15 protein-coding genes and 1 tRNA gene are annotated in these 22,234 nt (G+C 63.8%); 9 read left to right on the top strand and 7 right to left on the bottom strand.

Annotated features, from left to right (window positions below):
* Positions 1-142: 142 nt before the first annotated feature.
* From glgX to X727_RS148575, 6 genes are all read left to right on the top strand, one after another.
* On the top strand, positions 143-2,143 hold the full coding sequence (glgX, locus tag X727_RS148550; RefSeq protein ID WP_023834455.1) for a glycogen debranching protein GlgX: 2,001 nt from the start codon (positions 143-145) through the stop codon (positions 2,141-2,143).
* A complete protein-coding gene (locus X727_RS148555) occupies positions 2,143-3,792 on the top strand; it encodes an alpha-glucosidase family protein (protein WP_023834454.1) in 1,650 nt (549 codons plus the stop codon). The genes glgX and X727_RS148555 overlap by 1 nt, the downstream gene beginning before the upstream one ends.
* A gap of 448 nt (positions 3,793-4,240) precedes the next feature.
* Entirely contained in the window at positions 4,241-5,833 is a 1,593-nt protein-coding gene (locus X727_RS148560) for a peptide ABC transporter substrate-binding protein (RefSeq protein ID WP_023834453.1), read from the top strand.
* A 174-nt stretch (positions 5,834-6,007) separates the two neighbouring features.
* Positions 6,008-6,931, top strand: a complete 924-nt coding sequence (locus X727_RS148565) for an ABC transporter permease subunit (protein WP_023684574.1) — start codon at positions 6,008-6,010, stop codon at positions 6,929-6,931.
* Between the two features lie 9 nt (positions 6,932-6,940).
* Positions 6,941-8,068 carry an ABC transporter permease subunit gene (locus tag X727_RS148570; protein ID WP_023670736.1) on the top strand — a complete coding sequence of 376 codons (1,128 nt, stop codon included), beginning with the start codon at positions 6,941-6,943 and terminating at the stop codon, positions 8,066-8,068.
* Between the two features lie 32 nt (positions 8,069-8,100).
* On the top strand, positions 8,101-9,720 hold the full coding sequence (locus tag X727_RS148575; RefSeq protein WP_023684573.1) for an ABC transporter ATP-binding protein: 1,620 nt from the start codon (positions 8,101-8,103) through the stop codon (positions 9,718-9,720).
* A 41-nt stretch (positions 9,721-9,761) separates the two neighbouring features.
* Here X727_RS148575 and X727_RS148580 read toward each other — a convergent pair whose 3' ends face one another.
* Positions 9,762-10,100, bottom strand: coding sequence for a hypothetical protein (locus X727_RS148580; protein ID WP_023684572.1), 339 nt, complete (start codon positions 10,098-10,100; stop codon positions 9,762-9,764).
* 168 nt (positions 10,101-10,268) lie between these two features.
* Positions 10,269-10,345: transfer RNA gene (locus X727_RS148585), tRNA-Pro, on the bottom strand.
* A gap of 200 nt (positions 10,346-10,545) precedes the next feature.
* On the opposite strand from X727_RS148585, the gene X727_RS148590 reads away from it, so the two are divergent.
* The gene (locus X727_RS148590) at positions 10,546-12,066 is read left to right on the top strand and encodes a phosphomannomutase/phosphoglucomutase (protein WP_023834452.1); all 1,521 of its coding nucleotides are present in this window, start codon (positions 10,546-10,548) and stop codon (positions 12,064-12,066) included.
* Between the two features lie 11 nt (positions 12,067-12,077).
* Positions 12,078-14,315, top strand: coding sequence for a mannose-1-phosphate guanylyltransferase/mannose-6-phosphate isomerase (locus X727_RS148595; protein ID WP_023834451.1), 2,238 nt, complete (start codon positions 12,078-12,080; stop codon positions 14,313-14,315).
* 264 nt (positions 14,316-14,579) lie between these two features.
* Here X727_RS148595 and betB read toward each other — a convergent pair whose 3' ends face one another.
* Genes betB through betI form a run of 5 tightly spaced genes read right to left on the bottom strand, consistent with a single transcriptional unit; the run spans position 14,580 to position 20,863 of the window.
* A complete protein-coding gene (betB, locus tag X727_RS148600) occupies positions 14,580-16,043 on the bottom strand; it encodes a betaine-aldehyde dehydrogenase (protein WP_023754821.1) in 1,464 nt (487 codons plus the stop codon).
* Between the two features lie 34 nt (positions 16,044-16,077).
* Positions 16,078-17,730: a choline dehydrogenase gene (gene betA / locus X727_RS148605; protein WP_023743711.1), complete on the bottom strand. Its 1,653-nt coding sequence runs from the start codon at positions 17,728-17,730 to the stop codon at positions 16,078-16,080.
* Positions 17,731-17,733: 3 nt separating this feature from the next.
* Complete coding sequence (locus tag X727_RS148610) at positions 17,734-18,738, bottom strand: threonine/serine dehydratase (RefSeq protein ID WP_023754820.1); 1,005 nt, start codon at positions 18,736-18,738, stop codon at positions 17,734-17,736.
* Complete coding sequence (gene betC, locus X727_RS148615) at positions 18,735-20,264, bottom strand: choline-sulfatase (RefSeq protein ID WP_023834450.1); 1,530 nt, start codon at positions 20,262-20,264, stop codon at positions 18,735-18,737. Before betC ends, X727_RS148610 begins: the two co-directional genes overlap by 4 nt.
* 8 nt (positions 20,265-20,272) lie before the next feature.
* Positions 20,273-20,863 (bottom strand): transcriptional regulator BetI, encoded by a 591-nt coding sequence (betI, locus tag X727_RS148620; protein WP_023742680.1) that lies wholly within the window; start codon positions 20,861-20,863, stop codon positions 20,273-20,275.
* Between the two features lie 189 nt (positions 20,864-21,052).
* Here betI and X727_RS148625 point away from each other — a divergent pair, with 189 nt between their 5' ends.
* Entirely contained in the window at positions 21,053-22,219 is a 1,167-nt protein-coding gene (locus X727_RS148625; RefSeq protein ID WP_023834449.1) for an acetyl-CoA acetyltransferase, read from the top strand.
* Positions 22,220-22,234 lie beyond the last annotated feature (15 nt).

The following is a 22,234-nucleotide window of genomic DNA, read 5'->3' as shown; positions in this document are numbered from 1 at the left end:
TACCCTCCCCCTTGTGGGGAGGGTCGATCCGCGCAGCGGATCGGGTTGGGGGTGCTCGTAAAGCGCTTTCCCCGCGCCGACCCCCACCCCGCTCACTTCGTTCGCGACCCTCCCCACAAGGGGGAGAGTGGAGGATGCGCCGATGACCCAGCTCGGCGCAACCGTCACTCCCGAAGGCATCCGCTTCGCCGCCTGGTCGTCATCCGCGCGGCGCCTGTGGGTGTCGATCTTCGACGACACCGGCGCCCGTGAAATCGACCGGCTCGAACTTCAGCCGGAAAGCGAGGGCGTCCATGCGCTGTTCGTCGCCGGCCTTGCCGCGGGTACGCGCTACGGCTTTCGCGCCGACGGCGAATATGCGCCGGAGCGCGGGCTGTGGTTCGATCCCGACAAGCTGCTCACCGATCCCTACGCCGTCGAGATCGACCGGCCCTACCAGCATCATTGGCGGCTTGCCGCCCGGCGCAACGAAGGCACCGATACCGCGCCGCTGATGCCGAAGACCGTCGCCCGCGCGCTGCCCAAGCCGCTGCCGGCCAAGGCGCCTTTGTTCCAGCCGGGCGGTCTGATCTACGAACTCAATGTCCGTTCCTTCACCAGACTGCATCCGGACGTGCCCCAAGCGCAGCGCGGCACCATTGCGGCACTTGCGCATCCGGCCATCCTCGAACACCTCAGAAAGATCGGCGTCTCCGCCGTTGAGCTGATGCCCGTGACGGCATGGATCGATGAGCGCCATTTGCCGCCGCTCGGCCTCAGCAACGCATGGGGCTACAACCCAGTCACCTTCATGGCGCTCGACCCGCGCCTGGCGCCCGGCGGCCTCGCCGAGTTGCGCGATACTGTGAGGGTGCTGCGCAGGGCTGGCATTGGCACCATCCTCGATCTCGTCTTCAATCATACCGGCGAAAGTGACCGGCTCGGGCCGACGCTGTCGCTGCGCGGCCTCGACAATCAAGCCTACTACCGCAGCGAGCCGGACGGCAGGTTGGCCAACGATACCGGCACCGGCAATACCATTGCCTGCGACCATCCGGTCGTTCGCGACATGGTACTCGACACGCTGCGCCATTTCGTCCGCCATGCCGGCGTCGACGGTTTCCGCTTCGACCTGACGCCGGTCCTCGGCCGCGTCGCTGGCGTATTCGATCCGGCGGCCCCGTTGCTCGATACCATCGCAACCGATCCCATCCTTGCCGATAGGGTGCTGATCGCCGAGCCGTGGGACATCGGCCCGAATGGCTATCAGCTCGGCAATTTCCGGCCGCCATACCTGGAATGGAACGACCGCTACCGCGACGACGTCAGGCGCTTCTGGCGCGGCGATGCCGGCGCGGTCGGTGCGCTGGCGACAAGGCTCGCCGGCTCCTCCGATGTGTTCGGCAGGGAGGGCCAATCCGCCAGCCGCACGGTCAACTTCATCGCCGCGCACGATGGCATGACGCTGGCCGATATCGTCGCTTATGAAGCCAAGCACAACCAGGCCAATGGCGAGAAGAACCGCGACGGCCACAATGAGAACCTGTCCTGGAACAACGGCGTCGAGGGCGAAACCTCGGACAAGGCGATTGCCGAGGCCCGTTCCCATGATCGCTTCGCGCTGCTCGCCACTCTATTTGCCTCGCGCGGCACCATCATGCTGACGGCGGGCGATGAATTCGGCCGCACGCAAGGGGGCAACAACAACGCCTATGCGCAGGACAACGCCATCACCTGGCTCGACTGGGCCGGGCGCGACGTCGGGCTGGAAGCCCATGTGTCGGCGCTCGCAGCTCTGCGCGGCGCGGTGCCGGCGCTTTCCGATACGCGCTTCCTGACCGGAGAGCCGCCGGCCGGTTCTGAAACGCCCGACGTCGCCTGGCTGACCGAGACCGGCGCGCTGCTCAGCGAAGCCGACTGGAACGATGGCTCGCGCCATCGCCTCGTCATGCTGCTCGGCGATGGCGGGGAAGGCCGCCTGGCTGTGATCGTCAATGGCGATCGCCGCCAATGCGTCTTCACGCTGCCCGCGCGGCAAGGGTTTGAATGGCAGCCGGCTGTTGAAGCGCAAGCGGTCGACCTCGCGCGGCCGCTGCCCGGCCGCAGTGTCAGTTTCATGATCGAGCGCCGGACCGCAAAGGCCCGCGCCAGGAAGGGTCCGTAATGGCCGACGACAATGCCCAGCCGGGACCCGAACAGAGCGCCGACTGGTGGCGCGGCTGCGTCATCTACCAGATCTATCCTCGCTCCTTCCAGGACACCACCGGCGACGGCAGCGGCGACCTCTCAGGCATCACCTCACGGCTGGCGCACGTCGCCTCGCTCGGCGTCGACGCCGTCTGGCTGTCGCCCTTCTTCAAATCGCCAATGGCCGATATGGGCTACGACGTCTCCGACTATCAGGCGGTCGATCCGATGTTCGGCACGCTCGACGACTTTGACGCGCTGGTTGCCGAGGCGCACAGGCTCGGCCTGAAGGTGATCATCGATCAGGTGTTGTCGCACTCCTCCGACAAGCACGAATGGTTTGTAGAGAGCCGTGCCAGCAAGGATAATCCCAAGGCTGACTGGTATGTCTGGGCCGACACCAGGCCGGACGGCAACGCGCCCAACAACTGGCTGTCGGTCTTCGGCGGCCCGGCCTGGGAGTGGGACGCGACCCGCCGGCAATACTACATGCACAATTTCCTCGCCTCGCAGCCGGACCTCAACTTCCACAATCCTGAGGTTCAAGACGCGTTGTTGCAGACGGTGCGGTTCTGGCTCGAGCGCGGCGTCGACGGCTTCCGCCTGGATACGGTCAACTACTATGTCCACGACCGCTGGCTGCGCAGCAACCCGCCGCTGGCGTCGAGCGTCGCCGGCACCAACGGCGAAACCAACACCTATCTCTTCCAGGAGCACCTGTTCGACAAGACGCAACCGGAAAACCTCGATTTCCTCAGGCGCTTCCGCGCTTTGCTCGACGAATATGACGGCCGCGCCAGTGTCGGCGAGGTCGGCGACGAAGGCCGCTCGCTGCAGACGCTGGCCGCCTACACATCCGGCGGCGACAAGCTCAACATGTGCTACACCTTCGACCTGCTCGGCCCGCAATTCTCAGCCGCCCATGTGCGCGGCTGCGTCGAGGCCTTCGAGGCAGCCGTCGCCGACGGCTGGGTCTGCTGGGCGTTCTCCAACCACGATGTCGTGCGCCATGTCAGCCGCTGGACGCGGCCGGGCGGCGATCCAGATGCGGTGGCGACATTCGCTATCGCTTTGCTCTCCTGCCTGCGGGGCTCGATCTGTCTCTACCAAGGCGAAGAGCTTGGGCTGGAGGAGGCGGAACTGACCTTCGAGGATCTGCGCGATCCCGTCGGCATCCGTTTCTGGCCGGGGGTCAAAGGCAGGGACGGCTGCCGCACACCGATGGTCTGGGAGGCGGGCGCCGACAATGCCGGTTTTTCCTCGGGAAAACCCTGGCTGCCGGTGCCGGAAAGCCACCGCGCTCGGGCGGTCGATATCCAGAACGCCGACGACAAGTCCGTGCTCGCCGGCTACCGGACGATGCTCGCCTTGCGCAAGGCGCATCCGGCGCTGGTCAAGGGCCCGATCCGCTTTCTCGATACCGACGGCGATGTCCTTGCCTTCATCCGGCAGGGCGAGGACGAGATATTGCTCTGCGTCTTCAATTTCGCCGACAAGCCGGCCGACTGGCGACTGCCGCCGGATCTCCAGCCTGTCGAGGCGATCGCTCTGGGTGGCGGTGCCGTCCTGCAGGAGGAGGGGCTGTCGCTGCCGGCCCTGGGCTGGTTTGTCGGCAAGGTAGGCTGATCTTTCAGGGACGCCGTCCGGCTTCAAAAAAGATCGTGTCCGCATGCAACCGTGCCGAGTGATCCGCGCAACGTCACCGGCGCCACGTTTTTCATTTTCGGGCTTCTTCGGTACTTTCGTCGAGCTTGGCCACGACGGCATTCCTGAAATGTTTCCAGGTGGTTGCGCTAATGACAACTGCTGAGGGCAAAAGGCAAAATTACAGGACAACCTCAAGCTGCACCCAATTGAACCTGGTAATATAGATTAGCTATGGCTGGTTTAGGGTGAGGATGCTCACTTAGCGTCAAGCAAGACTCGGTTGAAATAGCATTTCCGTCTGTCTAGTCTCCTGCCACCAGCTGCCGGAACGGGAACCGGCGGCGCGCTCGAAGGGGCCAGAAATCGGTTCCGGGGCGTCAACACTCGTAAGGCGCAGCCGATGGGCAGCGCCACAGGGAGAGACTTCATGCTGAAAAATATGCTGAAGGCGACGCTTGTCGCCGCGACCATGACCTTTGCCGCAGGCACGTTCCTGACGCCGGCCCTTGCCGAGACCGTCTATAACAGAGGCAGCGCCGCCGAAGCGGAGACGGTCGATCCGCACAAGACCTCGACCGTCTACGAAGCCGATATCATACGCGACCTGTTCCAGGGACTGGTCATGCACGATCAGAAGACGAACCTCATCCCGGGCGCCGCCGAAAGCTGGACGGTATCGGATGACGGCACCGTCTACACCTTCAAGCTGCGCAAGGACGGCTTGTGGTCGGATGGCAGCCCGGTGACGGCTGACGATTTCGTCTATTCCTTCCGTAGGCTGGAGGATCCGGCGACCGCCGCCGAATACGCTTCCATGCTCTATCCCGTGAAGAACGCCGAGGAAGTCAACACCAAGAAAGGCAAGCCCGAGGACATGGGCGTCAAGGCGATCGACGCCAACACCCTGGAAGTGACGCTGAAGGCGCCGACGCCATACTTCCTGGAGATGCTGACCCACCAGGCTACCTATCCGGTCAACAAGGCCTCGATCGACAAGCTCGGCGCCGACTGGATCAAGGCGGGCAATCTCGTTTCGAACGGCCCCTATACACTGGCCGAGTGGATTCCCAACGACCACATGAAGCTGGTCAAGAATCCGAAATTCTGGGATGCCGCGACCGTCAAGATGGACGTCGTCAACTACATCCCGACCGAAGACCGCTCTTCGGCGATGAAGCGCTTCGAGGCAGGCGAACTCGACAGCTACGGCGACCTGCCGACCGAACAGCTCGCTGACCTCAAGACCAAGTTCGGCGATCAGGTCCGCGTCGGACCGTATCTCGGCACCTATTATTACGCGATCAAGACCGACAAGGCGCCCTGGGACAATGTCGAGCTGCGCAACGCCATCTCGATGGCTATCGACCGCGACTTCCTGGCCGAAAAGGTCTGGCAGAATTCCATGCTGCCTGGCTATTCGATGGTGCCTCCGGGCATCGCCGGCTACACGCCGGCAATGGCCAAATACGCCGACATGCCGCAGATCGACCGCGAGGACGCCGCCAAGAAGATCCTTGAGAAACTCGGCTATACGCCCGAGCATCCGCTGAAGATGGAGATCCGCTACAACACCTCGGAAAACCACAAGAACACCGCGGTTGCCATCCAGGAACAGTTGAAGCCGCTTGGCGTCGAGATCACGCTGCTCAACACCGATACCAAGACCCACTATTCCTTCCTCGAGCAGAAGGGCAACTACGACGTGGCGCGTGCCGCCTGGATCGCCGACTACAAGGATCCCGAGACCTTCCTCGGCATCACCCGCAAGGCCAGCGGCAACAACTATTCGAACTACGTCAGCCCGGCATATGAGGCGGCCATGGACAAGGCCGCGGCTGCCGGCGGCAAGCCGGAAGAGCGCATGAAGGACCTCACCGAGGCCGAGCGCATCCTTGTCGATGACGTCGGCAACATTCCGCTTCTCTACTACAGCTTCCACGATATCGTTTCCTCGAAGCTGCATGGCTTCGATGACAATGTGATGGACATCCATCCGTCCCGCTTCGTCTCCAAGGACTGATAATCATCCTTGACTGGACCGCCGCGCCCCATTTGGGCGCGGCGGACTGGTCGGTCATCGCACCGGTCCGAAAGTCGTGGTCGATTTTCGGCAAGCCCGGTGCGAAGATTTGGCGCCGGAGCGTGGCAATGCGTCCGCATGGACGTATGTCGCTCTGGCCGAAGCGGGGCGCCGATGCTGCGATACATCTTACGGCGGCTTCTGACCGCCATTCCGACGCTGTTCGTCATCGTGACCATGGCGTTCTTCCTGATACGCGTCGCACCGGGCGGCCCCTTCAATCAGGAGCGGGGCCTCAGTCCCGAGATCAGGGCCAATCTGGAAGCACAGTTCGGCCTCGACGATCCGCTCTGGCTGCAATATGCCCACTATCTCGGCAATCTTCTGCGCGGCAATTTCGGGCCGAGCTACAATTTGCCTGACTTCACCGTCACCGAACTGTTTGCCAAGGGGCTGCCGATATCGGTCCAGCTCGGCACCTCGGCGCTGATCCTGGCGCTGCTGCTTGGTTCGGTGCTCGGCACCATCGCCGCGCTCAACCAGAACAAGCTTGGCGACTATACGGTGATTGCGCTGGCGACCGCCGGCAGCACTATCCCCACCTTCGTCATCGCTCCTGTGATTCAGCTGGTGTTCGGATTGACCTGGAAGCTGTTGCCGATCGGCGGCTGGGGTGATGGCGCATTAATCAACAAGATCGGCCCGGTGCTGACGCTGGCCTTGCCGCAGATCGCCATCGTTGCCCGCCTGATGCGCGGGTCGATGATCGAGAGCTTGCGTTCGCATCATATCCGAACGGCGCGTGCGCTCGGCCTCTCCGACTGGTCGGTGGTGGTCAAGCACGCGCTGCGCGGCGCCATCCTGCCGATCGTTTCCTTCACCGGCCCCGCAGCCGCGGCGCTGCTCACCGGTTCGGTCATCGTCGAGACCATCTTCTCCATTCCCGGTGTCGGCCGCTATTTCGTCGATGCCGCGCTCAACCGCGACTACACGCTGGTGATGGGGACCGTGGTGGTGATCGCGCTCTTCACCATCGTCTTCAACCTGATCGTCGACGTCATGTACGCGGTCGTCGACCCGAGGGTACGCTATGACTGAGGGTGCGCTATGACTGACATCACAGCCGCCGCCGCTCCGCCGGCCGTCGTCGGCCGCTCGCTCTGGGGCGACGCATGGGCGCGCCTCAAAGCCAACCGCGCCGCCATGTTCAGCCTCTATTACCTGGCCTTCATTGGCGTCATCAGCATCTTCGGCCCCTGGTTCGTGCCGCATCAGTACACCACCATCTATGCCGACTATGTGCGCACGCCGCCAAGCTTTTCAGCCTATCCGAAGCCCGACATGATCGAGACGGCGCTCAAGGATGCCATCAAGCGCATGCGCGTCGACATCAAGGAGTGGAAACTGGACGGCAGTCGCGTCACCGTCACCGTCACCTCGACCAAACCGATCGACGACCGCAACATCCGCTATCTTGACCGCTCCGATGCCTTCGACGATACCAAGATAGAGAGCAAATCGGCCGACGGGCTCGAATTGACTATGACTGCGTCGGTCAAACAGCAGTACTTCCTGTTCGGCACCGACAACACCGGTCGCGATCTTCTCTCGCGAACGCTGATGGCAGGGCGCATCTCGCTGGCCATCGGCCTGCTTGCCGGCATTGTCGCGGTGGTCATCGGCGTCCTCTACGGGGCGGCGGCCGGCTTTTCCGGCGGCAAGATCGACGAGGTGATGATGCGCATCGTCGACGTGCTCTATTCCTTGCCCTTCATTTTCTTCGTCATCATGCTGGTGGTGTTCTTCGGCCGCAACTTCGTGCTGATGTTCCTGGCGGTGGGAGCGGTGCTGTGGCTCGACATGGCGCGCATCGTGCGCGGCCAGGCGCTGTCGATCCGGCGGCAGGAGTATGTCCAGGCGGCCGAAGCCATGGGCGTCGGCCAGCGCGGCATCCTGCTGCGCCATGTCATCCCCAATCTGCTCGGACCAGTGGTGATCTACATGACGCTGCTGGTGCCGCAGGTCATCATCCTGGAAAGCTTTCTGTCCTTCCTCGGCCTTGGCGTGCAGGAACCGATGACCAGCTGGGGCGTGCTCATCTCCGTCGGCGCCAAGAACATCGGCACCGCCAACTGGCTGCTTTTGTTCCCCGCCTTCTTCCTCGTGTCGACGCTGTTTGCGCTGAACTTCGTCGGCGACGGCCTGCGCGATGCGCTCGATCCGAGAGACCGATAATATGGGGACCAAATAAAATGGGGACCGTTGCGATGGAAACGCCCGAAACGATCCTCAGCGTCAAGGACCTTCGCGTCCGTTTCCGCACGCTCGACGGCGCGGTCGAAGCGGTCAAGGGCATCAACATCCACGTCAAGGCAGGGGAAACCGTTGCCGTGGTCGGCGAATCCGGATCCGGCAAGAGCCAGACCATGATGGCGGCGATGAGCCTGCTGGCGTCCAATGGCGAGGCGACGGGTCACGTCGATTATCGCGGCCGCAACCTTTTGACCATGAGCAAGCCCGACCTCAACAAGGTGCGCGGCGCCAAGATCAGCATGATCTTCCAGGAGCCGATGACCTCGCTCGATCCACTCTATTCGATCGGCAACCAGCTTATCGAACCGATCCGCAAGCACCGGGGGCTGAACGCAGCCGAGGCACGGAACGAGGCGCTCAAGTTGCTCAGGCTGGTGCATATCCCCGATCCCGAGCGGCGGATGAAATCCTATCCGCACGAAATGTCGGGTGGCCAGCGCCAGCGCGTCATGATCGCCATGGCATTGGCCAACGACCCCGACATCCTGATCGCCGACGAGCCGACGACGGCGCTCGACGTCACCATCCAGGCGCAGATCCTGGTGCTGCTCGCCGAATTGCAGCGCAAGCTCGGCATGGCCATCGTCTTTATCACCCACGATCTCGGCATCGTCCGGCGCTTTGCCGACCGCGTCTATGTCATGCGCTATGGCGAGGTGGTCGAGGAAGGCGAAGCGGAAGCACTTTTCGCCAACCCGCAGCATGCCTATACCAAAATGCTGCTGGCCGCCGAACCGACCGGCACCAAGGCGGCGCCGCCGCCCAGCGCTCCTGTGCTGCTGGAGGGCCGCAATGTCGAAGTGACCTTCAAGATCGGCGGCGGCTTCCTTGCCGGCGAACCGCTGCTGCTACGCGCCGTCGATCACATTTCGATCCGGCTGAAGCGCAACCAGACCATCGGTATCGTCGGCGAGTCCGGTTCGGGAAAATCGACGCTCGGCCGCGCACTTCTGCGCCTGTTGCCCAGCGACGGTGTCATCCGCTTCGGCGACCGCGACATCTCCACCGCCGACCGCCAGGCGATGCGGCCGCTGCGTCGTGAGATGCAACTCGTCTTCCAGGATCCGTTCGGCTCGCTGTCGCCGCGCATGACCGTCGGCCAGATCATCACCGAAGGGCTTCTGGTGCATGAGCCGAACCTGTCAGGCAAGCAACGCGATCAGCGCGCCGTCGAGGCCTTGCTCGAGGTCGGCCTCGATCCCAACGCACGCAACCGCTACCCGCACGAATTCTCCGGCGGCCAACGCCAGCGCATCGCCATCGCGCGTGCCGTGATCCTGAAGCCCAAACTGGTGGTGCTGGACGAGCCGACTTCGGCGCTCGACCGCTCGGTGCAGAAGCAGATCGTCGAATTGCTGCGCAAGCTGCAGGCCGACCACGAACTATCCTACCTCTTCATCAGCCACGATCTCTCCGTGGTGCGCGCCATGGCCGACTACATCATCGTCATGAGGCAGGGCAAGATCGTCGAGGAAGGCCCGACCGAACAGATATTCAGCAACCCGCAGGCCGCCTACACCCAGACGCTGATGGCTGCGGCGATCGATGTCACGCGCTTCCGGCTGAGTGCTTAAGGCGTGACGTTGAGCAGATAGTCAGGGTAGGGCCAGTTCGCTTAGCCCGCTGACCTGGGACATCTGTTGGCTCTTGTCGCGACAATGGCCTCTTGCCGCTGCTTCAGCAGTTCGATTCTGGCCGTCTCACGCTTGGCCACTGCGCTCTTCACGCGCGTGCCGCCGAGCAGCCAGTTCGGCACGCTGGTGTTGGCGACCTTGCCGCGGGTGATGGCGGTTTGCGAGATGTCGCGCGCGGTATCGCCTACGGCGGTGTTGAGCTCGGCGCATGTCATGCTGTCGTATTTCGCCGGGTTCACCGCGCTGCCCAGCGATGAGCAGCCTGCCGCCAGGGACAAAGCGAGCAGCGCTGACAGCCGGCTTGAAATCAACAAATTCATCTTCCGCAAACCTCGTTCCGGCCGCTGTCTCGGCGGCATTCCTATTATCGAGGTAGCGCGGAAGGTTGTCGCGTCAAAACACCATGCTGACAGCGACGCCGACGCGGCCGGTTTGCATCAAGCTATCTTGTGGGTCGGGAGAACAAACACCTAAGTGTCTGTTTTTTCTGGTCGGAGTGGCAGGATTTGAACCTGCGACCCCCTCGTCCCGAACGAGGTGCGCTACCAGGCTGCGCTACACTCCGTGACCAGACCGCGGGCTTATAGCTGCCGCATACCGTTCCTGCAAGCGGCAATGGCAGCGCTTCTGTCGCATTTCGTTGGCTTTCGTTGGGCATCGCCGCAAAGCTTGGCTTTCCCTCCCGGGATAAACCCGGCTTAAAGCCTTGTGTGCTAAGTCGCAGCCCCGATAGATCGTGTTTTCGCCATCTGGAGCTTTGCTGCCTTGCCCCTGAAAATCGTAGGCGACGCCCGGCCCAACAGCTTCGAATTCGAAACCGAAGCGCTGATCAAGGCGTCCGGCTTTCGCGAATACGACGCGCGCTGGTGGTTTGGCCATGCCGGTTCGACGCAACCGCCGGACCTGAACCTGATCGGCGTCCAAGCGTTGGGCATGGGCCTGGGCACTTTGATCCGCCGTCTTGGCGCGGGTCCCGACATCGTCACCGGGCATGATTTCCGTTCCTATTCGCTTGCCATCAAGCTGGCGCTGGTTTCCGGCCTGATGGCTGCGGGCGCAAAGGTGAAAGACATTGGCCTGGCGCTGTCGCCCATGGCCTATTTCGCCCAGTTCGCGCTCGACGCGCCTTCCGTCGCCATGGTCACCGCATCGCACAACGAGAATGGCTGGACCGGAGTCAAGATGGGTGCGGCGAGGCCGCTCACCTTCGGACCGGAGGAGATGAGCGCCCTGAAACAGATCGTGCTGTCGGGCGATTTCGATCTTGCCGGCGGTGGCTGCTACGAATTCGTCTCCGGTTTTCGCGAGACCTATCTCGACGATCTGGTGAGCGACAAGCGCATCGCGCGAAAGCTGAAAGTCGTGGCCGCTTGCGGCAACGGCACTGCCGGCGCCTTCGCGCCACAGGCGCTGGAGCGCATCGGCTGCGAGGTGATCCCGCTCGATGTCGAGCTCGACCACAGTTTTCCGCGCTATAACCCGAACCCGGAAGACATGCAGATGCTGCATGCCATCAGGGACAAAGTGCTGGAAACAGGTGCTGATGTCGGGCTGGGCTTCGACGGCGACGGCGACCGTTGCGGCGTGGTCGACAATGAGGGCAACGAGATTTTTGCCGACAAGGTCGGCGTCATGCTCGCGCGGGACATATCAACCCAATACCCCGGCTCGACCTTCGTCGTCGATGTCAAGTCGACCGGCCTGTTCAACACCGACAGCGTCCTGCGCGCCAACGGCGCGAAGACAGATTACTGGAAGACCGGCCATTCCTACATCAAGCGCCGCGTCGCCGAGCTTGGCGCCGTCGCCGGCTTCGAGAAGTCGGGCCATTTCTTCTTCAATCCGCCGATCGGCCGCGGCTATGATGACGGTCTCATCACGGCAATAGCCATTTGTGAGATGCTCGTCCGCAACCCCATAAGTTCGATGGCCGATCTCTATCGCGCGCTGCCGCTGACCTTCGGCACGCCGACCATGTCGCCGCATTGCGCCGATGACGTGAAATACGGCGTGGTCGGTCGGGTGGTGGCGGACTTCCAGGCGATACAGCGCGCCGGCAAGGCTTTTGCCGGCCAGAAGATCGCCGAGCTGATCACCGTCAACGGCGTGCGCATCGTGGCCGAAGATGGCACCTGGGGCGTGGTACGGGCGTCGTCGAACAAGCCGGAGCTTGTCGTGGTTGTCGAAAGCCCGGTATCGTCCGACCGCCGCCGGCAGATGTTCGAGGCGGTCGACGCCGTGCTGCGCCGCAGCCCCGAAGTCGGCGCTTACAACCAGACGTTCTGATTGGACCTTTCATGACCGAGCGCATCGTCAGTTTTGTCATGAGCGGCGGTGTCGGTTCGCGGCTGTGGCCGCTGTCACGCGAGGACAACCCGAAACAGTTCCACGATCTTTCCGGCGACGGCTCGATGCTGGCCAAGACACTGCGCCGGCTGACGGCGCGGCCGGAGGGCGAAACGCCGATCTTCCTGATCGCCGCCGAGCGCCATGCCGAGCGCGTGCATGCCGACCTTGCCGGCCTCGACCTCGCCGGCGGTGGCCCGCTGTTCGAGCCGACCGGGCGCAACACGGCTGCCGCCGTGGCGCTGGCCGCGCTGCGCACATTGTCGGAGTTCGGCGACAGCCTGGTGCTGGTGGTGCCGTCAGACCACGAAATCGCCACGCCCAAGCAGTTCTGGCAGAGCGTCGAGGCGGGCAGCCAGGCAGCGCTTGCCGGCCGTCTGGTGGTGTTCGGCATCAAGCCGACGCAGCCCGAGACCGGCTATGGGTATATCGAAGTCGCAGCCGAAAGCGGCGGCGTCTTCGACGTGTCGCGCTTCGTCGAAAAGCCCGACCTCGCCACTGCGCAGAGCTATCTCAGTGCGGGCACCTTCTACTGGAACACCGGCATTTTCCTATTTCGCGCCGGCGCCATGCGCGACGCATTTGCGGCCTTCCAGCCCGACATCTGGCAGGCCACCGAAGCGGCCTACAAGGCAGCAACGAGCGACCTGTCCGGCCTCTATATGCCGCTCGACCTCTACGCCGCCATCCCGTCGAACTCGATCGACTACGCCATCATGGAACGGGCCAAGGACATCGCCATGGTGCCGGCCGGCTTCCGCTGGAACGACCTCGGCTCCTGGCAGTCGCTGCTTGATGTCGGCCCTGCCGACGCCAAGGGCAATGTCGTCGTCGGCGATGTCGTCGCCATCGATTGCGAGAACTCCTACATCCGCAGCGACGGCCGGCTTTTGTCGGCGATCGGCATGAAGGATGTCGCCATCGTCTCGACCGCGGACGCCACCTTCGTTGCCCCGGTCAGCCACAGCCAGCACGTCAAGAAGATCGTCGAGCAGCTGGAGAAATCGGGACGGCTGGAAACCAGGTTTACGCCGGCACACGACCGCGTCATCGAGAGCGGCGCCTGGCGTCGGCGCGTGCATCACTGGCTGTTCGAGGAGACCTTGCCGCTGTGGTCGACTTCAGGCGTCGATGAGCGTCATGGCGGCTTCCACGAGGCGCTCGGCTTCGACGGCGAGGCGCTGTTGAAGCCCAAGCGCATGCGCACGACGGCGAGGCAAGTCTACGCCTTCGCCGTTGCCAAGGCCCGCGGCTGGGACGGTCCTGCCGATCGCCTGATCGCCCATGGCATCGCCTTCATGGCCGGCAAGGGCCGCACGGACCGGGGCGGCTGGGTGCGCACGCTCAATGTCGACGGCTCCGTCGCCGACCCAACCGAGGATGCCTACGACCATTCCTGCGTGCTGCTGGCGCTGGCGCACGCGCATATGTGCGGCGATCCGGATGCGCTGCGGCTGGGCCAGGAGACCTTCGTGTTTCTCGACGCGCATCTCGAGGACAGCCGCATGACCGGCTTTCTCGAGACATCCGACGGCGAGGGCGAGCGGCGCTCCAACCCGCATATGCATCTGCTCGAGGCCTTCCTCGCCTGGTATGAGGCGACCGGCGACCGCACCTATCTGCGCCGCGCCGCGCGCATCATCGACCTTTTCCGCAGTCATTTCTTCGATGCCGAGAGCTGGACGCTGGGCGAATATTTCGACGCCGGGTGGAAGCCGGCCGCCGGCGAGAAGGGCACATGGACCGAGCCCGGCCATCATTTCGAATGGGCCTCGCTGCTCACCGATTTCGTCGCCCGCAGCGGTCAGGGCGAGTTGAGCAATTTTGCCCGCAAGCTCTACGCCTCGGCCATCGCCAACGGCCTCAACCGCGCCACCGGCCTTGCCTATGGCGCCGTCTCAAGACAAGGCCTGCCGCTCGACCTTGTATCGCGCAGCTGGCCACAGGCCGAAGCGATCAAGGCGGCGATCGCGCTTGACGGGCCTGGTGGCCCCGACCTCAAGCCGGAGATCGAGGCGCGCGTCGGCCGCCTGTTCCGCTGGCACATCGATCCGGCCCCGCTCGGCCTGTGGATTGACCGCATCGACGAACGCGGCCGCTCCTTGGCATCGGACGTGCCGGCCAGCATCTTCTATCATCTGGTCTGCGCGCTGACGCAGTATCTTGATGGGACAGCGCAGAAGGGGTGAAGCGTTGGAGCTGCCAATCTCCCCCCTTGCGGGGGAGATGCCTGGCAAGGCAGAGGGGGTGCTGTCCCGCCGACGTCTCCGCTACTCGAAGATCAGACCAAAGGTTGGCGATCCGTCACACCCCCCTCTGGCCTGCCGGCCATCTCCCCCGCAAGGGGGGAGATCAGCTGTCACTTCGCTTTCAACCCTCAATACGGGCNCCTCTGGCCTGCCGGCCATCTCCCCCGCAAGGGGGGAGATCAGCTGTCACTTCGCTTTCAACCCTCAATACGGGCTCGCCACGTCCCCGGTCTCGACATACACCGCCTTCAGCTGCGAATAGAGCGCTAAAGCCGCCAGCGAGTTCTCGCGCCCGATGCCGGATTGCTTCACCCCGCCAAACGGAATTTCCACCGGCGTCAGATTGTAGGCGTTTATCCAGCAGGTGCCGGCCTGCAGTTCGGCGATCACCCTATGAGCGCGCTGCAGGTCGCGGGTGAAGACGCCGGCGGCGAGGCCGAATTCGGTGTCGTTGGCGCGGTCGATCACCTCGTCCTCGCCGTCGAACTTCAGCACGCTCATCACCGGCCCGAAAATCTCCTCGCGCGCAATGCGCATCGTATCGGTGACACCGGTGAACACCGTCGGCTCGACAAAGAAGCCGCCATCGAACCCTTGCAGCGACGGCACGTTGCCACCGCAGGCGAGCGTTGCTCCATCCTGCCTGCCGGCCGCGATGTAGGAAACGACCTTCTCCTGCTGCGCCTTGTTGACCAGCGGCCCCATCTGCGTCTCAGGATCGAGCGGATCGCCGATGCGGATCTTTTTCGTCCGCTCGACCAGCCGGTCGACGAAGCGGTCATGGATGCCGCTTTGTACGAAAACACGCGTGCCGTTGGAGCAGATCTGCCCGGTCGAATAGAAATTGCCGAGCATGGCGCCGCCGATGGCGTTTTCGAGATCGGCATCGTCGAAGACGATCAGCGGCGACTTGCCGCCGAGCTCCATCGTGGCGTGCTTCATCTTCGAACCGGCGAGCGACAGCACCTTGCGGCCGGTCGGCACCGAGCCGGTCACCGAAACCTTGGCAACGACATCGTGGCCGACGAGGCCGGCGCCGACATCGCCATAGCCTTGCACCACGTTGAACAGCCCGTCGGGCAGGCCCGCCTCTGAGTAGATCTCGGCCAGCGCCAGCGCCGACAGCGGCGTGTTCTCCGAAGGCTTGAATACCATGGCGTTGCCCATGGCGAGCGCCGGGGCGGATTTCCAGCCGGCGATCTGGATCGGATAGTTCCAGGCGCCGATGCCGACGCACACACCGAGCGCCTCGCGGCGCGTATAGGCAAAAGGTCCACCAAGATCGATCGCCTCGCCGTTGAAGACGGCAACCGCGCCGCCGAAATATTCGAGGCAGTCGGCAGCCGACGGCGCATCCGCCACCAGCGTTTCCTGGATCGCCTTGCCGGTGTCGAGCGTCTCGATCCGCGCCAGATCTGCGTTGCGCGCGCGCAAAATGTCGGCGGCGCGGCGCAGGATGCGGCCACGCTCGACCGGCTTCATCCGCGCCCAGGCCGGTTGTGCGGCCCGCGCAGCTTCGATGGCGAGTTCCAGCACGTTCGGCGTCGCCGAATGCAAGGTGGCGATGATCTCGCCGGTCGCCGGATAGATCACCGGCAGCGGCGCGCCGCCTTCGTCCTCGATGTAGCGGCCGTTGACATAGTGCGATGCCGTTGGCTGGGCGCGCATATGAATTCTCCAATGGTCTTGGCCGGACAATGCCCTATCGATCCGCCACCTGCCAGCGCGGATTGATCCAGGGTTCCTGGTTGGATGGCGCCAGCGGCGTGCGGCCGAGAATGTGGTCGGAGGCCTTCTCGCCGGTCATGATCGACGGCGCGTTGAGGTTGCCGTTGGTCACCCGCGGGAAGATCGAGGAGTCGGCGACGCGCAGGCCGTCGACGCCGATGACCCGGCACTCCGGATCGACCACGCTCATGATGTCGTCGGCGCGGCCCATCTTGCACGTGCCGCACGGGTGGTAGGCACTCTCGGCATGATCGCGGATGAAGGCGTCGAGATCCTCGTCCGACTGGACGTGCGAACCCGGCGAGATTTCCTTGCCGCGAAAGCCGTCAAAAGCCTTCTGGCCGAAGATCTCGCGGGTCAGCCGGATGCAGTGGCGGAACTCGGTCCAGTCGTCTGGATGCGACATGTAGTTGAAGCGGATGACCGGCGTCGCTTTCGGGTCGGGCGAGCGCAGCGTCACCGAACCGCGCGACTTCGACCGCATCGGCCCGACATGCGCCTGGAAGCCATGCGCCTTCGCCGCCGCCTTGCCGTCATAGCGCACCGCCGCCGGGATGAAGTGGTACTGGATATCGGGGTAGTCGACACCGGCCTGCGAGCGTACGAAGGCCGCGGCCTCGAAATGGTTGGTGGCGCCGAGGCCGGTCTTGAAGAACAGCCACTGCGCCCCGATCAGCGTCTTGGAGAATGGGTTGAGAACCGAATTCAGCGTGATCGGCTGGGTCGATTCCTGCTGGATGTAGAGCTCCATATGATCCTGCAGATTGCGGCCGACACCGGGCCGGTCGGCCACGACTTGGATGCCGTTCTCCGTGAGATGCGCGGCCGGGCCGATACCGGATAGCATCAGGATCTTGGGCGAATTGATCGACGATGCGGCGACGATCACCTCACGTCGTGCCTTAACGACCTGAATCTGTTTGTGAGCTTCGATCTCGACTCCGACGGCACGCTGATTCTCGATGATCACCCGGCGGGCGAAGCCTCTGATCACGCTGACATTTTGCCGCTTGAGCGCCGGCTTCAGATAGGCTGACGCCGCCGACCAGCGGCGGCCGCCGCGAATGGTTTGCTCCATCGGTCCGAAGCCTTCCTGCTTCGAGCCATTGTAGTCGTCGGTCAGTTCGAACCCGGCTTGGCGGCCGGCCTCGACAAAGGCGCCGTAGAGCGGATTCTTGCGCGGGCCACGCTGGACGTGCAGCGGGCCGCCGTGGCCGCGCCAGCCGTCCTCGCCGCCGTCACTGTCCTCCATGCGCTTGAAATAGGGCAGCACGTCGGCGAAGCCCCAGCCGGCCGCCCCCTGTTCGGCCCAGTGGTCGAAGTCGCGTGCGTGGCCCCTGACATAGACCATGCCGTTGATCGAGGACGAGCCGCCGATCACCTTGCCGCGTGGCGTCGCCAGCACGCGGCCGCCGAGATGCGGCTCCGGTTCGCTGGCAAAGCCCCAGTCGTAAAGGCTCATGTTGAGCGGGATCGACAGCGCCGACGGCATCTGGATCAGCGGCCCGATGTCGGTGCCGCCGAACTCGATGACGATCACCGAATGCTTGCCGTCTTCCGACAGTCGGTAGGCCATGGCCGAGCCGGCCGAGCCGGAGCCGATGATGACGAAGTCTGCTTCAAGCATGGTTCACATGCGCCCATCGTTCATATGCGAAATAAAATCGGCGAGCGAGACATTGCCGCCGGTAGCCATGACCAGGACCGTTTTACCCGCCACATCCACCTTGCCGCCGAGCAGCGCCGCCAGAGAGGCGGCGCCTGACGGCTCGAGCACCAGCTTCATCCGTTCGAAGGCGATCTTCATTGCCCGCCTAACCGATTGGTCGTCGACGGTGATGCCGCGCACGCCGGCGGTCTTGACCGCCGCGAACGGCGCGTCGCCCGGCCGCCGCGACATCAGCCCGTCGCAAATCGATTTCGGCGCGATCGGCATGGTCTCGATGGCGCCATGCGCTAGCGATGCACCCATGCCGTTGAAGCCTTCCGGCTCGACGCCGATGATCTCGGTTGCTGGCGACAGATAGTGGAAGGCGAGCGACATGCCGCCGATCAGTCCGCCGCCGCCGACTGAGCAGAACAGAAGGTCGGCACTGGCGTCCTTTGCCTCGAGTTGTTCGAGCGCTTCGAGCCCGGCGCCGGCCTGGCCGGCAACGATCTCCGGATCGTCGAATGGATGCAGCAACGCCAGCCCTTCGGTCTCGGCAATCTCGCGGGCCTTGGCGGCTGCGACCTCTTCACGGGCGCGCTCGCCATGATCGGTCAGCACGACGCGCGCGCCATAACCTGCGGTCGCATCGCGCTTGGCGGCCGGCGCGTCGATCGGCATGACGATGGTGACGGGAATGCCGAGCGCCTGGCCGGCAGCCGCCAACCCTTGCGCGAAATTGCCGGAGGAGTAGGCGACGACGCCTTTTCTGGCCTCATCCGGCGACAGCCGCTTCAACCGCCAATAGGCCCCGCGCACCTTGAACGATCCCGCCCATTGCAGCGATTCCGGTTTGATGAAGACGCGGGCCGCACCCGTCTCCTTGGCCAAGGCTGTCGATTCCAGCAAAGGCGTGATCTGCGTCGCCTTCGACGTCACGGCATAGGCCTGTCTGAGGTGCTCGAGGGAGGGGACAATTGTCATCATTCGCCTCGCGGAAAGCGTTTCTGTTCCTCGAGATTGTCGAGGTTCATGTGGTTGCGCATGTAGCGTTCCGACGCCTTCTGCAGTGGCTGGAACTCCCAGGGGTAATGCGTGCCGTTGCGCAGCGCGGGATAAACCACCCAGCGCCGCGCCTGGCTGACGCGCACCGCGGCATCGAAGGCCGCCATGTCCCAGCGCGCCCGCACTGCTCCTGTGAAGGCGGCCACCAGATCGGCATGCGCCGGATCGGCGGCAAGATTGGTGCGTTCTTGCGGATCGGCTTCGAGATCGAACAGAAGCGGCGGGTCGATCTCGCAATGGATGAATTTGTAGCGGCCGTCGCGGATCGCCACCAACGGCGCGTTGGAGCCCTCGGCGGCATATTCCATCAGCACCGGCGCGGTGCGCTGTCCGCCATCAAGCAACGGCAGCAGCGACTGGCCATCGGTCCACGGTGCGATCGCGGAGATGTCGATGCCGGCGAGATCGCACAATGTCGGCGTCACGTCGAGGTTGGAGACCGGCGCCTCGATCAGCCCTGCAGGAATGCCTTTGCCGGCGATCATCAAAGGTACTCGCGCCGAGCCCTCGAAAAAATTCATCTTGAACCACAGGCCGCGCTCGCCAAGCATGTCGCCATGGTCGGAGCAGAACAGGATGATGGTGTCGTCCAGCATGCGCGTTCGCTCCAGCACTGACATCAACTCGCCGACCTTGTCGTCGAGATAGGAGATGTTGGCGTAGTAGCCGCGCCGCGAGCGGCGGATCTGCTCCGGCGTGATGTTGAAACTGTCGTAGTCGCTGGCCCGGTAAAGCCGTTGCGAATGCGGGTCCTGATGGGCATAGGGGATGAATCCCACCTCCGGCTCAAGCGCCGGACAGTCTTCATAGAGATCCCAATATTGCCGCCGTGCGACATAGGGGTCGTGCGGGTGGGTGAAGGAAACCGTCAGGCACCAGGGCCGGCTGGCCTCGTCCTCGGAGGTGCGGGCAAGATCGTAGAGTTTTTGCACCGCGTGGAAGGCGACCTCGTCGTCATACTCCATCTGGTTGGTGATCTCGGCAACGCCGGCGCCGGTGACCGAGCCCAGATTGTGATACCACCAGTCGATGCGCTCGCCGGGCTTGCGGTAATCCGGCGTCCAGCCGAAATCGGCGGGATAGATGTCGGTGGTCAGCCGCTCCTCGAAACCGTGCAACTGGTCCGGCCCGACGAAATGCATCTTGCCCGACAGGCAGGTGTAGTAGCCGGCGCTGCGCAGATGATGCGCATAGGTCGGGATCGAGGAAGCGAATTCGGCGGCGTTGTCATAGACCTGGGTGCGCGACGGCAATTGCCCGCTCATGAAAGCGGCGCGGCCCGGCGCGCAAAGCGGCGAGGCCGTGTAGTTGTTGCCGAAGCGCGCCGAGCGTGCGGCCAGCGCCTTGAGATGCGGCACATGCAGGAAGTCCGCCGGCCCGTCCGCAAACAGCGTGCCGTTGAGCTGATCGACCATGACGATCAGGATGTTGGGTCGCCTTGATATCACTGAGGCTGTCACTGTGTCTGTCGCCCGCCGAGTTTGATTTCGAGATAATCTTCGACCAGCGCGATCGCGGTTTGAGCATCCGGCACGCCGTCCTTCAGCGCGCGCCTGATGTACAGCCCGTCGATCATCGCCGCGACCGCTTCCGCCGCGCGGTCGGCCTCGTTGCGCGGCAGTATGCCGGTCAGTCCGCTCATCAGGTTCGAGTGCAGCCGCCGCGCATAGACCCTGAGCAGCCGGCGCAGGGCCGATGATTTCTGTGCCTCGACATAAAAGGCGAGCCAGGCCGCGATGGTTTCCGGCCGGAACTGGATGTCGGAGAAGTTGACGGCGACCACCGCCGAGACGCGTTCGCGCGGCGAGCCGGCGGATTGCAGGGCGCGCCGCATGTCGATGGTCAGCTCGGCCAGTATGTGCCGCATCGTCGCCAGAAGGAGCTCGTCCTTGGCGCCGAAATAATGATGGGCGAGGGCTGAGGATACACCGGCACGGCCGGCGATCTCCGACATGGTCACATCAAGCGAGCCGCGCTCGCCGATCGCCGAGATCGTCGCGTCGATGAGCGCCTTGCGGCGCAACGGTTCCATTCCGACTTTCGGCATTGGGGAGATCCAGATCAAAACAGAGATTATTTTTTATTGACGGATCAATCAATAAAAAACTCGCGCTCGGATCAACCGATCGTGTCGCTCTGGCCCATCCCTTGGACTGGAAAACGGTTCACTGTTGAACAATATTAGAGGCTGATGCCGCGCTATGACATGTTAGGCTTGCGGCGAACGGAGGTTGCCATGACCGGATGCATCGTCGGCTGGGCGCATTCGCGCTTCGGCAAGCTTGAAGGCGAGACGCTCGAGGGCCTGATCACAAAGGTCGCGGTCGACGCGCTCGACCATGCCGGCATTGGCCCGGACGAGGTCGACGAGATCGTGCTCGGCCATTTCAACGCCGGCTTCTCCCCTCAGGATTTTACCGCCAGCCTGGTGCTGCAGGCCGATGACCGGCTGCGCTTCAAGCCGGCGACGCGGGTCGAGAACGCCTGCGCCACGGGTTCGGCAGCGGTCCGCCAAGGCATCCGCGCCATCGACGCCAATGCCGCCCGCATCGTGCTGGTGGTCGGTGCCGAGCAGATGACGACGACGCCCGGCCCCGAGATCGGCAAGAACCTGCTCAAGGCTTCCTATCTGCCGGAAGAGGGCGACACGCCGGCCGGTTTTGCCGGCGTCTTCGGCAAGATCGCACAGGCCTATTTCCAGCGTTATGGCGACCAGTCGGATGCGCTGGCGATGATCGCCGCCAAGAACCACAAGAACGGCGTCGACAATCCGTACGCGCAGATGCGCAAGGATTTCGGCTACGAATTCTGCCGCCAGGAAAGCGAGAAGAACCCCTTTGTGGCCGGTCCGCTGAAGCGCACCGACTGCTCCCTGGTTTCCGACGGCGCCGCCGCCCTTGTGCTGACCGACACCTCGACGGCGTTGAAGATGCGCCGCGCCGTCGCCTTCCGCGCCAACGAGCATGTCCAGGATTTCCTGCCGATGTCGAAGCGTGACATCCTGTCCTTCGAAGGCTGCGAGCAGGCCTGGAACCAGGCTTTGAAGAAGGCCGGCGTGACGCTCGACGACCTCTCCTTCGTCGAGACGCATGACTGCTTCACCATTGCCGAGCTGATCGAATATGAGGCGATGGGCCTAGCCAAGCCGGGCGAGGGCGGCAGGCTGGCGCTAGACGGCACGACTGCAAAAGACGGCAGGCTGCCGGTCAACCCTTCGGGCGGGCTGAAGGCCAAGGGCCATCCGATCGGCGCCACCGGTGTGTCGATGCATGTGCTGACCGCCATGCAGTTGACCGGCGAAGCAGGCGGCATCCAGGTGCCGGACGCAAAGCTTGGCGGCATCTTCAACATGGGTGGCGCTGCCGTCGCCAACTACGTTTCCATCCTCGACCGGATCAGGTAGAAGCGGCCCGTATTT

The sequence above is a fragment of the Mesorhizobium sp. L103C105A0 genome (assembly GCF_000502215.1).
Lineage (GTDB): Bacteria > Pseudomonadota > Alphaproteobacteria > Rhizobiales > Rhizobiaceae > Mesorhizobium.
This window is presented reverse-complemented; position numbering and strand designations above follow the sequence as displayed.

Coding starts and splice junctions, on each gene's coding strand:
- X727_RS148580 (WP_023684572.1), bottom strand. CDS start 10,100: ATGAATTTGTTGATTTCAAGCCGGCTGTCAGCGCTGCTCGCTTTGTCC.
- glgX (WP_023834455.1), top strand. CDS start 143: ATGACCCAGCTCGGCGCAACCGTCACTCCCGAAGGCATCCGCTTCGCC.
- betI (WP_023742680.1), bottom strand. CDS start 20,863: ATGCCGAAAGTCGGAATGGAACCGTTGCGCCGCAAGGCGCTCATCGAC.
- X727_RS148575 (WP_023684573.1), top strand. CDS start 8,101: ATGGAAACGCCCGAAACGATCCTCAGCGTCAAGGACCTTCGCGTCCGT.
- X727_RS148595 (WP_023834451.1), top strand. CDS start 12,078: ATGACCGAGCGCATCGTCAGTTTTGTCATGAGCGGCGGTGTCGGTTCG.
- betA (WP_023743711.1), bottom strand. CDS start 17,730: ATGCTTGAAGCAGACTTCGTCATCATCGGCTCCGGCTCGGCCGGCTCG.
- X727_RS148610 (WP_023754820.1), bottom strand. CDS start 18,738: ATGATGACAATTGTCCCCTCCCTCGAGCACCTCAGACAGGCCTATGCC.
- X727_RS148625 (WP_023834449.1), top strand. CDS start 21,053: ATGACCGGATGCATCGTCGGCTGGGCGCATTCGCGCTTCGGCAAGCTT.
- betB (WP_023754821.1), bottom strand. CDS start 16,043: ATGCGCGCCCAGCCAACGGCATCGCACTATGTCAACGGCCGCTACATC.
- X727_RS148570 (WP_023670736.1), top strand. CDS start 6,941: ATGACTGACATCACAGCCGCCGCCGCTCCGCCGGCCGTCGTCGGCCGC.
- X727_RS148565 (WP_023684574.1), top strand. CDS start 6,008: ATGCTGCGATACATCTTACGGCGGCTTCTGACCGCCATTCCGACGCTG.
- X727_RS148560 (WP_023834453.1), top strand. CDS start 4,241: ATGCTGAAAAATATGCTGAAGGCGACGCTTGTCGCCGCGACCATGACC.
- X727_RS148555 (WP_023834454.1), top strand. CDS start 2,143: ATGGCCGACGACAATGCCCAGCCGGGACCCGAACAGAGCGCCGACTGG.